The sequence below is a fragment of the Mesorhizobium sp. M0563 genome (genome assembly GCF_040321065.1).
In the GTDB taxonomy this organism is placed as follows: Bacteria; Pseudomonadota; Alphaproteobacteria; order Rhizobiales; family Rhizobiaceae; genus Mesorhizobium.
In genome coordinates this window covers 34,314-48,093 of the sequence record NZ_JAMYQV010000022.1, presented here as the reverse complement: position 1 = coordinate 48,093, position 13,780 = coordinate 34,314, and the positions used below count along the sequence as shown (strand labels likewise).

Genomic DNA, 13,780 nt, shown 5'->3' with positions numbered 1-13,780 from the left:
TCCGGCGCAAGGTTTGCACCCTATGTGCCGATCTTCGAGGCGGTAGCGCCTGCAAACTAGAATTGGACCGAAGATGAACTATGCCAATTTTCCTGTCGACAAGAGGACGCCATTGCCGACTTCGAGTGCGGCAAACGCCGAAGACTTCATCGACATCGAGCGTCTGCTTGGCATGGCCGCGCGGCAGGCGAAAGTGGTTGCCGCCTGCGCCATCATCGGTCTCTTTCTCGGCGTGCTCTATTTGCAGACCACGCCTCCTACCTATGTGGCGACGAGCAGCGTGCTGATCGACGAAGGATTGAACAAGGTCGTCGACGATATTTCGGCGGCGTCGGTCAGCATGCAGACCGACTCCGCCGTTCTGAGCCAGATCGAAATTCTACAGTCGGCCAGGCTGGCGGGGGTGGTCGTCGACAAGCTGAAGCTCGATCAGAACGACGCTTTCATGAACCCTCCGACATCGGCCCTGTCTAAGGTCGCAAGCTTTGTACGCGGTATCATCCAGTCTGTCCGCCCCAAGCGCGCCGCGAGCACAACCGATGTCACTCAGCTTGATGCCGCGACGCGTGACGCGATCACCGCATCGTCGTCGTCCCGCGACTACGCAATCTTCAAACTGCAGAACCAACTCGATGCCGAGCGGATCGGCCGAAGCTTTGTCATCAGCATCTCCTTTCAGGCGACGGATCCGGCGCTTGCGACCGCCATCACCAAGGCCTATGCCGACGCCTATCTCGCCGATCAGCTTGATGCCAGCTTCGACGCGACCGAGCGGGCGGCTGTCTGGCTGCAGGGCCGGCTGACCGAGCTTCGTGAGAGCTCCCAGGCGGCCGCACTGGCGGTCGAAAAGTTCAGGGCCGAACATGGATTGGCCGTCAATGACGGCCAGCTGATCAGCGACAAGCAACTGTCCGATCTCAACACTCAGCTGATCGTCGCACAGGCCGATACCGCACGTGCCGGCGCCCGCTATCAGCAGTACAAGTCGATCGTCGAAAGCGGGTCGGACAATGCGTTCAAGGACGCCGCGATATCGAACGACCAGCCGAGCAGCTCCGTCATCACGACGCTGAAGAACCGCTATCTCACAGTCGCCAAGCGGCAGCAGGACGTCGAAGCCAATTTCGGCCCGCAACATCCGCAGGCCGTCGCGCTCGCCAAGGAGAAGGCCGACATATCGGCGCAGATTTTCGGCGAGCTGAAGCAACTGACCGAAAGCTACCGCAACGAATACGAGGTCGCTCTGGCGCGCGAAACCGCGCTCCGCGCAAATGTCGCCCTGGCGGCAGGCAAGAGCTCCATCGACAACCAGTCGCAGGTCAAGCTGCGTGAACTGGACCAGAAGGCGACGGCGCTCTCGACACTCTACCAGACATTCCTGAACCGCTATGAGGAGGCCGCCCAACAGCAATCCTTCCCAGTCGGCAAGATCCGGGTCATCTCGGACGCGACGATGCCACAGTCGGCCGCAACCCCGCGAACGGCCATCGTGCTGGGGCTTTCGCTGGCGCTTGGCATAATGATGGGGGCAGGGGTTGGTGGTCTGAATGAATTCAGGGAACGCTTCTTCAGGACCGGCGAGGATGTGCGCGACCGTGTCGGCCTCAAATTCCTCGGCTATCTCCCGGTCATCGGCAAGGCTGGCAAGGATGACCAGCGCAATGGCGGTCAGCCTGACGTCAAAGTCGTTGAATCCAAGACCGCCAAGTCGTCCAAATCCCAGCCCTCCAAAACATTGTCGGCAGCCGAAAAACGTGCGCGCATGCGGGTAACCGTTGATGCACCGGCATCGATGTTCTCCGAGACGCTGCGCAACGCAAAGATCGCCTTTGACGTCGTGATAGAAGGCCAGGGCAGCCGGGTCATCGGCGTGGTCTCGGTGCTTCCGGGCGAAGGCAAGTCGACGGTGGCGGCCAATCTTGCCGGGCTGCTTGCCGCCAACGGATCGAAAACGCTGCTGATCGACGGCGACTTGCGCAATCCCGGCCTCAGCCGCAGCCTCGGCATGGAGGCCGAGCAGGGCTTGATGGAAGCGGTGGTGAGCGGGCAGACCTGGCAGTCGGTCGGCAAGATCGACCGGCAGACCAAACTGGTGATCATCCCGGCCGTCCTGCGTGGCCAGTTTTCGCATACCAGCGAGCTTCTGTCTTCGGCCGGCATGCGGCGCTTCATCGACAACGCCAAGGAAACCTTCGAGTACATCATCGTCGATCTGCCGCCGCTCGGGCCTGTCGTCGACGCCAAGGCCTTCGCTCCGCTTGTCGACGGCTTCGTGCTGGTCACCGAGTGGGGACGCACGCCGCGTGCGATGGTGCAATCGATGCTCAGCTCGGAATCCTATATCGCGAAGAAGATCATTGGCGCGGTCCTGAACAAGGTCGAGCTGAAGAAACTCGCCAAGTATGGCGCGATCGGCGGCTCGGAAAAATTCTTCGACAAATATTCGAGCTATTATCTGGAAAAATCAGAAGCGCGCACAAAGGCGGCTGCCTGAGTGCGGTCCGCGCGTTTCGAGCATTTTTGCACCGAAGCGGAATCACCCGGCGTCGCAAAGATCTATTAGGGTGTTGACATTCTGAGATGCTTGCTGATGAAGCTAAGCCTCTCCAAGCCTCTGCGCACTTCCGGCGCCCTCATGAAAAGCCGCCACAACAGCCCTGTACGATGGTTCTCGATCATCGCGATGATCGGCCCCTGATTGATCGCCAGATAGGTTCGGGAGTACCAGTTGCGGCTTTCGCAAAACGCGTCAACAAAGCCGAAGCGGCCCCATATGCGTTTTCGAGGCTTGCCCAGGAAGCCACGCAGTGCGCGCATCGCCTCCGCCGGGGCATAGGGAAAGCTCGACAGGGCAGCAGACGGAGTGATCACGCCAAAGTCCCTGTCGGGTGCATGCGCGACGTATCCTCGCGGCCCATGGCTCGCGGTCAGACCCCAGCAGTCCGGTCCATATCCCAAATGGCTATGGGGATTGCGAACGCAATGCCGATAATTGATCTGCGTATGACTGACGTTCTGTTGCCAGTAATCGGCGTAGCGGTCACTTAGGCCCCGGGGATCGAGCCCGCAGAAAGAATAGTGCGAAAAGAAGAGCGGGCCACCAGAATTCATTCCCAACGGCAGCACGATCCCGTCATGGTCGCGCCCGTTTCGAAAGCCAAGTCCTACAGCAAAACCCTCGTGATAGATTCCCGGATCAATAGGGTGGCGCGCCGATCCCGCCGCCAGCACGAAAGTGAGCAGGCATTCGTTCCAACCCCTGATCGGGCTGTCCATCGCCCAGCCAAAATTAGGGCTCCAATGCCACATGAGTTGCCGAGCGCCGCGTGTAAACCAGTTCCATTCGGCCTGTAGCAACAGCGCGTCCACGCGCTGGCGCAGGCGCACTTCGCCAGTTGTCATCCCGGCGAAATACTCACGGGCGCAAATCAGACCCTGAAACAGCAAGGTGGTTTCGACGAGATCAGCGCCGTCGTCCTTGCGACGAAACGGGATCGTCGCACCAGTTCGCCCGTTGATAAAATGCGGAAAAACGCCGTGGTAGCGCGGGGAGTTCTCCAGGAAATCGAGCATGCCGTGCAATCGCAGCAAAGCCGCAGTGCGGTCGATCCATCCCCGCTCGACCGCAACGATGATGGCTGCAATGCCAAAACCGGCCCCCCCGATCGTCACCAGATCGTTGGCAGGATCACCTGTGGTCTTTTGCCGGTCGCGGGCAAGACCGCTGACGGGATGCGCGCCTTCCCAGAAATAGCGCACCGTCTGCCGCTGCACGACATCCAACAGCGCATCATCGTCGAGCTCGAGAGTATTTTCCGGGAGGTCGAGTGCTGGAATCATCGAGCTGGTGTTAGTGCCTCGGGTGTCCTAAGGCCATTCCTAAAACAATTGTGCGCACGGACCGGCCGCTCACTCGTGTCAGGCCGATTCAATTCGCGACAGGTGCTTGGCGACCCGGTAGAAAGAAAATCAAGGGGAAACAGCCCCTGGATTGGCCTCGAAGCCTATGTTCCATCCCATTGCGAATATCGAAGACGCGCAGACGCTGGCGCAGGCCATCGTCAATACGATGGTCGAACCCTTCCTCGTTCTCGATGAGAACTTTCGCGTGCTGGCGGCCAACCACTCCTTCTATCAGACCTTCAGGGTCGACCCCGAGCAGACGCACGGCTCGCTGCTCTACGCGCTGGGCGACGGCCAGTGGGACATTCCAGCGCTTCACCTGCTCTTGGAGACGATCATTCCCGAGAAGACCGCCATGGACGGCTTCGAGGTCGAGCATGATTTCCCCGATATCGGCCGGCGCACGATGCTGCTCAACGCGCGGAAGGTCCTTTACGACCACAGTTCAGCCGCGACCATCCTGCTCGCCTTCAATGACATCACGGCGCGCCGCGCCATAGAAAGGGAAAAGGAAGAACTTCTCGGCCGCACCGAAGACCTGCTGCGGCAGAAGGATGTGCTGCTGCGCGAAATGGAGCACCGGGTCGCCAACAGCTTGCAGATCATCGCCAGCATTTTGCTGCTGAAGGCTCGGTCCGTCACCTCAGATGAAACGCGGCAGCACCTGAAGGATGCCCATCAACGCGTGCTGTCGGTAGCAGAAGTGCAGCGGCATCTCCATGCCTCAACCGGTGCCGACGAAATCGAGGTTGGTTCTTATCTGTCCAAGCTTTGCAGCAGTTTGGCCGCTTCGATGATCGGGGAAGCACAGGCTATTGCTGTAAACGTTATGGCGGAAAATGGAAGGATAGATTCCCAGAAGGCGGTCAGCCTTGGCCTGATCGTTACCGAGCTCGTTCTCAACGCCATCAAGTATGCATTCTCGACAGAAAAGGTCGATGCGCTGATCTTGGTGACCTATGAGACCGATGCGGAGGATTGGAAGTTGACCGTATCGGACAACGGGTGGGGCAAACCCGTTCGCGACATTCCAGGTGCGGGACTGGGGACAGCGATCGTCGAGGCGCTTGTCAAACAGCTTGAAGCACGCATTGACACGGTCACGGGCAATACTGGCACGACGATTGCCATTACCAGAGCGACATTCACGTCGCGGATGCCGAAAGCAGCATAGCTTGGTCGCCTGGCGTACGCTTCAAGCGGTTGTCCGAATTGCGCCTTGAAGATCATCCCATCAGGTGGTGTAGCTCGAATTTTTCGAAGCCGCTCGCTAGCGGCTGTCGCTGATGTTCCTATTCTCTGTGCTATAGGTTCCGTTTAATTGAAGAAGAAACCAATGCAGCGGACCGTGACAGTAATCGAGAAAATTACGGGCCGGGTGATCGGCGCGTATCCGATCGATCTTTCGGGCCAGGATCACCAGACTTCCGATGATCAGTATTTTGCCAAAGCGTTCGAAGCCGCCGTCGACGGCGGCCTCATTGCCGAGGCTGAAGCGCACGCTGTCGAATTCCGTCTGGAATAGACACTCAAGCCGAGATCCACGCTACTTTCGCTTTTCTATCGCCGCCTTGGCGCCGCTTCGAAAACCCCGCGCGATGCGAGGTTGTTGATGCGGTCAAAAACCTTACATTTCAGTACGGCGAATTACACTGCTGCCGAGGGCCATAGCTAGGCTGGAATGTATCGTCTGAAGCTCGATAGCTCCGGTATCGGTCGTAGCACCACTGTACATGCGAATCGCCGCGATCGACCGGGTTCTGGTTGTTGTTAATGATCACGCCGCTGATCACCGCGCCGGCAGCGAAGGCCGCCAGAGGAAACCAGTAGTCACCATGACGGCGATAACCGTGATGGTATTCACGATAGCCGCGATGACCGGTCCAGTTTACGCCATCGTTGCGCGAAAAATTGCGATTGCGGTTGAATTTCCGCTTCATCCACGGCTTGTAGTCGACCGTCGCCACATATCTTGTTCATAAATCTCCTTTGAAGGAATGGTTGATATCCCTTCTCGGATTTAAAACGATTTAAGGAGGTTAAGGTTCTGTGGCGTGCCAGACAGCCTTCGACACCGCCAGCCAGGCTGTTCGAATCACTTGTCAGGTGCTACGGCTCGAACAAGCATGGGCAATCTTCACACGATGCGGTGTGCTGGCTTTTTTCTACGTTTCATACAGTGAGGGACAATGGCCGGCACTCCGTTGATCAGCATTCTGATCACTTTCCTTGTCATAATTCTGGTGCTGTATCTGGTCAATCGGTTGCCGCTTGATGGTCGCACTCGTCAGATTGCCCAGATTGTCGTGATCATTATTGGCATCATTTCGCTGCTGAAGTACCTCGCAGTGTTTTAAGCCATCACGGTTGGGATATGCGACGCTGCTGGCGTCCGAGCGAGCAAGACAAACCCAGCGCTTTACACCCACTCATGAGCAGGCGGCTTGAGACCTTCCCGCTCTAGGAAAATATCAGCCTCGCGCGGTTGTCGACGATCCTGAGGGCGGCCAGCTGGCCGGTTTGGAAGGCGCCGGTGTCTATGCCAAGCCGGCGTCCCTCGAGCTTCGGAATGTCGACCGGCGTATGCCCGTGCACGACATAACGTTCGAGAAGATGCGCGGCTTCGAAGAACTCCGAGCGGATGTTGAGCAGGTCGTCCTCGTCTTGCGCGGCCAGCTCGATGCCGGGCCTGATGCCGGCGTGTACGAACACGAATTTGGCCGAATAGACCATGACCGGCAGCGCACGCATGAAGCTGACATGGCCGGCTGGAATGATCTCCCGAATGCGCCGGTCGACCTCCTCGCTTGAACCGTAGAGATCGGCCATGCGCGACGGATCAACGCCGTAGGAAAACAGCGTTTGCAGGCCACCTATCGCCAGCCACGACTCTCTCGAAATGATCCCGTCGAGGTAGTTCAGCATCACGACTTCGTGGTTGCCGGCAAGGCAGATGCGCTGGAAGCCTTGGAGTGGCGGCGCCAGCAGATGATCGAGCACGCGCGCCGACTGGGGGCCACGATCGACGTAGTCGCCGAGCATGATGATGAGCTTGCGCATTTCGAAAGACGCAGAATCGACCAGGATGTTCTGCTCCAGGGAGCGAAGCTCCTTATAGCAGCCATGCACGTCGCCGATCGCATAGACGACCGTGTCCTGCAGATCCATCTCGAGCCGCTGGCGCGCCGCCGTCGGGGGCTTTCTCGATCGTTGGAACAGGGTCACGAATGGCGTCTCGCATGGCTGTGGGGGCGTCTCGCTTCCGAAACAACATGAAGACGCAGCGCCTGGATACCATGTCTGGCGCCGGTCGTTCCATACCGGAGCTTCGGACGCAACTCGGCTTCGGCCTCCTACACGCCGATGCCACGGCCGTTCAGCGCGGCGGTGATCTCGTCGAGGATGGCCGGGTCGTCGATCGTTGCCGGCATGGCCCATGCCTCCTTGTCGGCGATCTTCTGCATGGTGCCGCGCAGGATCTTGCCGGAGCGCGTCTTCGGCAGGCGCTTGATCGTCACCACCGTCTTGAAGGCGGCGACCGGGCCGATCCGTTCGCGCACCAGCGCGACCACCTCGTTTTCGATGATGCCCGCGTCGCGGTCGACGCCGGCATTCAGCACGACGAAGCCGAGCGGAACCTGGCCTTTCATCGCATCGGCGATGCCGACGACGGCGCATTCGGCAACGTCGGGATGCGCGGCCAACACCTCCTCCATGGCGCCGGTCGACAGCCGGTGGCCGGCGACGTTGATGATGTCGTCGGTGCGGGCCATGACATAGAGATAGCCGTCCTCGTCCATCATGCCGGCATCCGCCGTTTTGTAGAAGCCGGGGAACTCCTCGAGATAGGCTTGGCGAAACCGCTCGTCGGCATTCCACAGCGTCGGCAGACAGCCGGGCGGTAATGGCAGTTTGACCACAACGTTGCCCAGTGTGCCGCGCTTGACCGCATGCCCGGCATCGTCGAGCACGCGAATGTCGTAGCCGGGCATCGGCATGCCGGGCGAGCCGTATTTGACAGGCAGCAGGCCCAGTCCGGCGGGATTGATGGTCATCGGCGAACCGGTCTCGGTCTGCCACCAGTGGTCGATCACCGGCACGTTCAATTTCTGCTCGGCCCATTTGATGGTTTCCGCATCGGCGCGCTCGCCGGCAAGGAACAGCGTGCGGAACCGGGACAGATCGTGTTTCGGGACGAACTCGCCCCTCGGGTCCTGTCCCTTGATGGCGCGGAAGGCGGTTGGCGCGGTGAAAAGTGCGACCACGCCATGCTCGGCGATCACACGCCAATAGGTGCCGGCATCGGGCGTGCCGACCGGCTTGCCTTCGAACAGCACCGTCGTGCAGCCATGCAGCAGCGGGCCGTAGACGATGTAGGAATGGCCGACCACCCAGCCGACGTCCGAAGCCGCCCAGAACACTTCGCCGGGTTTCACACCGAACTCGTTTTCCATCGACCATTTCAACGCGACCATGTGGCCGCCATTGTCGCGCACGATGCCCTTTGGCTGGCCGGTCGTGCCGGACGTGTAGATGATGTAGAGCGGATCGGTGGCAAGCACCGGAACGCAGTCGACATTGGCACCCGCGGCCCGCTCCCGCGCCACAGCGTCGGCATAGTCGATGTCGTAGTTTTCCCTGAGCTCGCAGCGCAATTGGTCGCGCTGCAGGATGAGGCAGGCTTCGGGCTTGTGCCGCGACATCTCGATCGCCTTGTCGAGCAGCGGCTTATAGGCAACGACACGCGCGGGCTCCAGGCCGCAGGACGCCGAGATGATCAGCTTCGGCTTGGCATCGTCGATGCGCGTGGCGAGCTCATGTGAGGCAAAACCGCCGAAGACCACTGAATGCACGGCGCCGATCCGCGCGCAGGCAAGCATGGCGAAGGCTGCTTCCGGCACCATCGGCATGTAGATGATGACGCGATCGCCTTTTTGGATGCCGCGATTCTTGAGTACCGAGGTCAGTGCGACCACCTCGCGCTTCAACTCGGCATAGGTGAATTTCCTGATTGTGCCCGAAATCGCGCTGTCATGAATAAGCGCTATTTGGTCGGCGCGGCCGTCCGCCACATGACGATCGACGGCATTGAAGCAGGTGTTGCACGAGGCACCATTGAACCACCGGCCATAGACGCCGGCATTGGCATCGAACACGGTCTCGAAGGGCGAGAACCAGTCGATTGCGCCGGCGGCATCGGCCCAGAATTTTTCCGGGTCGCGTTTCCAGCCATCATAGACCTCGTGGTAGCGTGACGCCATCCAGCTTCCTCCCCAGGAATGTTTGCTGTCCTTGAAATAGCGTATGCTGCTTTCTGTAACCATGTATTTGTGCTTTTCGTTTGCCGTCGGTCTAATTCGGCCGCAAATGCAGGGTCGTCGTGGCCTGCGGGGCTGATACGGCCGAATTTTCGACATTGGGGGCAGGGCGCGATGAAACTGCGATACGAGCTTGGATTTGCGGTCGTTGCGACGCTGGCGTTCGCACTCGCTTCAGCTGCTCAGGCCGGCGATGCGGCGGCACGGCGCATCATCGGCTTTTCGCCCGACGGTAACTATTTCGCCTTCGAGCAGTACGGCACGCTCGATGCCGGTGCTTCGGATTCGGGCTGGTCGGAGATCGAAATCATCGACACCCGCACCGATGAGTTCGTCGGCGGCAAGCCGATCCTCATCGTTGACGAGACGGAGGATTCGACGCTGACACTTGCGCAGGCGAGGGCACAGGCCGCCGAGCTGGCAGCGCCGTTGCTGGCCAAATATGCCATCGCACTGCGCGGCGAGCGGACGGGCTTCGACAAATTCACCTTTCCCGACGACATGGTCGCCTACAACGACATTGCGCGCCTCGAGCAAGTCTCGCAGAAATGGCTTTGGCCGACTTATGACGAGCTTGGCATCTCGACCATTCAGCTCGACCAGATCCTTGCCGACAGCACGGCGGATTGTTCATCGAGTTTCGACAGGACGCAGCAAGGCGAAACGACCGGCAAGGCGCTCGGCTTTCGCCTGACGCTGCAGGGTCAGGACGGCAAGCCGATCAAGCTGCTGCATGAGGACAAGGCGGTGCCGGGTTCGAGGAATTGCCCGACTTCTTACAGCCTGTCGGAATCTTACGCATTCACCCCCGACCGCAAAGCAGGCGTGCTTGTCATGCTCGTGCAGCGTTTCAGCCAGGGATTTGAAGGGCGTGACCGCCGTTTCATCGCCGTGACAGGGCAGGCGCGTTGAGATAACCCGCTGAGAAATAATCTCCTACTCGAGTTGATTCCTAAAGCGGCAGCGCAGCGAGCATAAGGCCAACCCCGCCGGCGATCAGCAAGGCGGCTGCCAGCATTTTCCCATGACGCTCGAAACCTGTCGGCGCCCGATCCCAATTGTAACGCATGCCCCAACTCCCCAAGCCCGCTGAGCCCCTTATCTTACCTAGGGTGAGGAGGACAACAGTCTGGCGATGCACCACGCTGCTGCTGTCGGTCTTATCACCGACTATTTCTGGGGCATTCTCCGCCGCTACATGCCCCAGCGCAGCGCGGCGGTGTGCACAGGCGCATCCCAAAACGCTGCCGTCTCGTCGTCGAACATGCTCAGCGTGATCGAGCAGCCGGCCATGTCGAGCGAAGTCACATAGGACCCAACCAGCGACCGGGTCACCGTCACGCCGTGCTTCTCGAAGGTTTTGCGGGCGCTGTTGTACATCAGATAAAGCTCCATCAGCGGCGTGCCGCCAAAGCCGTTGACGAAGAGCAGCGCCCGGCCTTTGGCGCTGTCGCCCAGATCGCCGAGGATCGCGGTACAGATCTCCTCGACGATAGCGTCGGCGCTCTTCAACGTGTCGCGCCGCCTTCCGGGCTCGCCATGGATGCCGACGCCGAACTCCATCTCGCCGTCGCCGATGTCGAAGGTCGGCTTGCCCGCCGCCGGCACGGTGCAGCTGGTCAGCGCCACGCCCATCGAGCGCGTCGCTCCGTTGACGCGCTCGCCGAGCGCCTTCAACGGCTCCAGTGCCATGCCTTGCTCGGCCGCCGCGCCGACGATCTTCTCGACCACCAGCGTGCCGGCGACGCCGCGCCGGCCGGTGGTGTAGGACGAGTTTTCGACCGCGACATCGTCATTGGTCACGATTTGCATGACGCCTTCTGTCATTTCAGCGGCCATGTCGAAATTCATCACGTCGCCCTCGTAGTTCTTGACGATGAACAGGCAGCCGGCGCCCGTATTGACGGCTTCCACGGCCGCCATCATCTGGTCCGGCGTCGGCGAGGTGAACACCTGCCCGGGGCAGGCGGCATCCAGCATGCCGTGCCCGACGAACCCGCCATGCAGCGGCTCGTGACCCGAGCCGCCACCGGAGATCAGCGCCACCTTGCCCGATTTGAGCAGCTTGCGGCGGACAAATTTGTGTTCCTCGCCAAGCGCCAGGATACCGGCATGCGCGGCAACGAAGCCGTCAAGGCTCTCGGTCAGCACCGTGTCGACCGAATTCAGAAATTTCTTCATGGCTGTCCTCCCGAAATAGCCCAGCGTCAGCTGCCCTTGCCGGCAATGCTGGTGATCTTCTGGATGAAATCATTGACCGCCCGGTCGAGCGCCGCGTTCTGCTTGTCGTCGCCGAAATCGGGAACGATCAGGGAGACATGGCGTGTCTTGCGCATGCCTGATGCCACAGACATCTTTCCCGGATGCGCCCGATGGTAAGCTTCAAGGAAATGATCGCGTTCGGCCGGGCTGAAATGGCAGACGGTGAAGATGGTCGGCAAATGCTTTGACGGAATTGGCGTCGAATAGGCCGGGCTGGAAATCTGCGTGACGAAGCTGCGATGCTTGCCCAGCGCGTCGGCGAGGCGCTGGCGCATGCCGGACGGGCGCTGATCGATCACCTGCGACAGGATCGTCTTGTAGGCGCGGATAGCCTCTTCGGGGCCGGATTGCGACGCCTTGTCTGACATGCCGGGCCCTAGATCCAAACGTCCGCGATGGCCGCCTTGGCCATCGCGAGTTGGGCGGGAGCGACGGAGAGGTCACGCAGGCCGGCTTCGAGCAGCGCCGGGATCGAGGCGGGGTCGCCGCCGGCATCGCCACACAGGCTGACCGGGATATTATGCTCGCGCCCGAAGGCGGCAACCGACGCGATCAGCCGGAGTACGGCCGGGTGCCTGACGGAATTCAGATGTGCGACCGAAATGTTATCGCGAGCGGCGGCCATCACGTATTGGGTCAAATCGTTCGAACCGATCGAGAAGAAGGCGGCCCTGGCGAATGCCTCCGGCGCAATCGCCACCGAAGGCACCTCGACCATGATGCCAAGTGGCGGCATTTTTTGCGCGATGCCGCGCGCCAAAAGGTCAGCCTGCTCCTCAGCGAACAGCGCGGTGGCGCGTTCATACTCTTCCGGAACGGCGATCATCGGGAACATCACCTTCAGATTGCCGTGCATGGCGGCGCGGAGCAAGGCGCGGATCTGCACGCGAAAGACCTCTGGGCGCGCCAGCGACAGCCTGATCCCGCGCAGGCCAAGGAATGGATTACCTTCCTCGACGGTCAGGCCCGGCACAGGCTTATCGCCGCCGGCATCGACGGTACGGATTGTTACCGGCCTGTCGCTGGCCCATTCCAGCACTTTGCGGTAGGCGTGATATTGCGTCTCCTCGTGCGGCAGCGTCTTGCCGAACAGGAATTCGGTCCGCATCAGCCCGACACCGTCGCACGTCGCGACATCGATGCTGTCTACATCGGACGGATCGGCGATATTCACCTGCACCCCGATCGCTATGCCGGTCTTCGTTGCCGCCGGCCTTGTCAGATAGGCTGCCGCTTTGCCGCGATGCGCCGCGAAAGACGACGACGATCGCCGGAACGCGTCGATCTCCGCTTTCGAAGGCCCCAACACGATGCCGCCATGTTCGGCATCGAGCAGTGCGATTCCGGCAAGGTGAGCCGGCGAAGCACCAGGCCCGGCTACCCCACGCCCCACGAGCCCAAGCCCCACCACCATGGGCACGCCGCGCGAGCGTGCCAGCATTGCGACATGACTTGCGGCGCTTCCGGCCTTAAGCGCGATGCCGCCGCCGGCACTCCAGTCGGTCTCGAGGAAGCGCGTCGGTGCGATATCCTCGCCATACAAGATCGCACCCGCCGGCGCGGCAATGTCGCCGCCCCCGGTCAGCGCGCGTAGCACCTGGTCGCGTATATCGCGCATATCGGCCGCGCGCGCCCGGAAATAGTCCTGCTCGGATGTTTCGTAGCCGGCGATCTCGGCGTCGAGCGCTGTTCGCCAAGCCACATCAGCAGCCATGCCCTCGGCGATGTGCGAAAAAGCCGGGCCGGTCAGCGCGTCGTCCTCCAGCATGGCGAGCTGGAATTCGAGGATCCCGGCCGCCTCGCTGTCGCTGGTTTCGATCAATGTCGCGAGCCGGCCTGCGGCAATGGAGATGGCGACCTCAAGCGCCGCTTTCTCGTCCGCGGCAGTCGCCTTGCGGACATAACGCACAGCAGCCTGGTCGAGGTCGAACAGCGGCCCCTCGGCATAGCCGGCCGATGCCGAAATGCCCTGCAGCCTAAGCGGTTCGGGCATGGTCCTTGCCCTCGTCGAAATCGCGCCGCACCAGCTCGACCAGCGCGTCGACCGCCTCGCCGGCGCCGTCGCCTCTGGCTCGGATATGCAGCACAGTGCCTTTCGGCGCCTTGGCCGCCATCACCTTGACGATGCTCTTGGCGTCGTACCACGGCCCGTTGGCGGCGACCGCCACTTCGACCTCGGCCGAAAACGTCTTGGCAAGCTTGGTGAACTTCACCGAAGGACGCGCATGCAGGCCTACCTCATGGGTGATCAGGACGCTGGCTTCGGCTGCTGCGGACATGCTTGTCAAAATTCCCGT

12 protein-coding genes and 1 pseudogene are annotated in these 13,780 nt (G+C 60.9%); 5 read left to right on the top strand and 8 right to left on the bottom strand.

What is annotated here, in order from left to right:
- Positions 1 to 73 precede the first annotated feature (73 nt).
- Entirely contained in the window at positions 74 to 2,494 is a 2,421-nt protein-coding gene (locus NKI50_RS24400; RefSeq protein ID WP_352717837.1) for a polysaccharide biosynthesis tyrosine autokinase, read from the top strand.
- Positions 2,495 to 2,559: 65 nt separating this feature from the next.
- Here the strand turns inward: NKI50_RS24400 and NKI50_RS24395 are convergent, their stop codons facing one another.
- Positions 2,560 to 3,840, bottom strand: a complete 1,281-nt coding sequence (locus NKI50_RS24395; protein ID WP_352717835.1) for a glucoamylase family protein — start codon at positions 3,838 to 3,840, stop codon at positions 2,560 to 2,562.
- A 166-nt stretch (positions 3,841 to 4,006) separates the two neighbouring features.
- Between NKI50_RS24395 and NKI50_RS24390 the strand changes: the two genes are divergently transcribed.
- Both NKI50_RS24390 and NKI50_RS24385 read left to right on the top strand, forming a co-directional pair.
- Positions 4,007 to 5,077, top strand: coding sequence for a sensor histidine kinase (locus NKI50_RS24390; RefSeq protein ID WP_352640702.1), 1,071 nt, complete (start codon positions 4,007 to 4,009; stop codon positions 5,075 to 5,077).
- Positions 5,078 to 5,239: 162 nt separating this feature from the next.
- A complete protein-coding gene (locus NKI50_RS24385; RefSeq protein WP_352495744.1) occupies positions 5,240 to 5,428 on the top strand; it encodes a hypothetical protein in 189 nt (62 codons plus the stop codon).
- Between the two features lie 109 nt (positions 5,429 to 5,537).
- On the opposite strand, the pseudogene NKI50_RS24380 reads toward NKI50_RS24385, so the two are convergent.
- A pseudogene (locus NKI50_RS24380) lies at positions 5,538 to 5,870 on the bottom strand (BA14K family protein); the annotation flags it as partial.
- A gap of 222 nt (positions 5,871 to 6,092) precedes the next feature.
- Here NKI50_RS24380 and NKI50_RS24375 point away from each other — a divergent pair.
- A complete protein-coding gene (locus NKI50_RS24375) occupies positions 6,093 to 6,260 on the top strand; it encodes a Thivi_2564 family membrane protein (protein ID WP_023717974.1) in 168 nt (55 codons plus the stop codon).
- Positions 6,261 to 6,363: 103 nt separating this feature from the next.
- On the opposite strand, the gene NKI50_RS24370 is transcribed toward NKI50_RS24375, so the two are convergent.
- On the bottom strand, positions 6,364 to 7,128 hold the full coding sequence (locus NKI50_RS24370; protein ID WP_352495745.1) for a metallophosphoesterase family protein: 765 nt from the start codon (positions 7,126 to 7,128) through the stop codon (positions 6,364 to 6,366).
- A 128-nt stretch (positions 7,129 to 7,256) separates the two neighbouring features.
- Positions 7,257 to 9,164 carry a propionyl-CoA synthetase gene (locus NKI50_RS24365; RefSeq protein WP_352591609.1) on the bottom strand — a complete coding sequence of 636 codons (1,908 nt, stop codon included), beginning with the start codon at positions 9,162 to 9,164 and terminating at the stop codon, positions 7,257 to 7,259.
- A gap of 171 nt (positions 9,165 to 9,335) precedes the next feature.
- On the opposite strand from NKI50_RS24365, the gene NKI50_RS24360 reads away from it, so the two are divergent.
- Positions 9,336 to 10,133 (top strand): DUF2259 domain-containing protein, encoded by a 798-nt coding sequence (locus tag NKI50_RS24360; RefSeq protein WP_352591612.1) that lies wholly within the window; start codon positions 9,336 to 9,338, stop codon positions 10,131 to 10,133.
- Between the two features lie 282 nt (positions 10,134 to 10,415).
- Here the strand turns inward: NKI50_RS24360 and dhaK are convergent, their stop codons facing one another.
- Genes dhaK through NKI50_RS24340 form a run of 4 tightly spaced genes read right to left on the bottom strand, consistent with a single transcriptional unit; the run spans position 10,416 to position 13,762 of the window.
- Positions 10,416 to 11,402, bottom strand: a complete 987-nt coding sequence (gene dhaK, locus NKI50_RS24355; RefSeq protein ID WP_352717832.1) for a dihydroxyacetone kinase subunit DhaK — start codon at positions 11,400 to 11,402, stop codon at positions 10,416 to 10,418.
- Between the two features lie 26 nt (positions 11,403 to 11,428).
- Entirely contained in the window at positions 11,429 to 11,851 is a 423-nt protein-coding gene (locus NKI50_RS24350) for a hypothetical protein (protein WP_352717830.1), read from the bottom strand.
- An 8-nt stretch (positions 11,852 to 11,859) separates the two neighbouring features.
- Complete coding sequence (ptsP, locus tag NKI50_RS24345) at positions 11,860 to 13,476, bottom strand: phosphoenolpyruvate--protein phosphotransferase (protein ID WP_352717828.1); 1,617 nt, start codon at positions 13,474 to 13,476, stop codon at positions 11,860 to 11,862.
- Positions 13,460 to 13,762, bottom strand: coding sequence for an HPr family phosphocarrier protein (locus tag NKI50_RS24340; RefSeq protein ID WP_352717826.1), 303 nt, complete (start codon positions 13,760 to 13,762; stop codon positions 13,460 to 13,462). Before NKI50_RS24340 ends, ptsP begins: the two co-directional genes overlap by 17 nt.
- Positions 13,763 to 13,780: the final 18 nt, after the last annotated feature.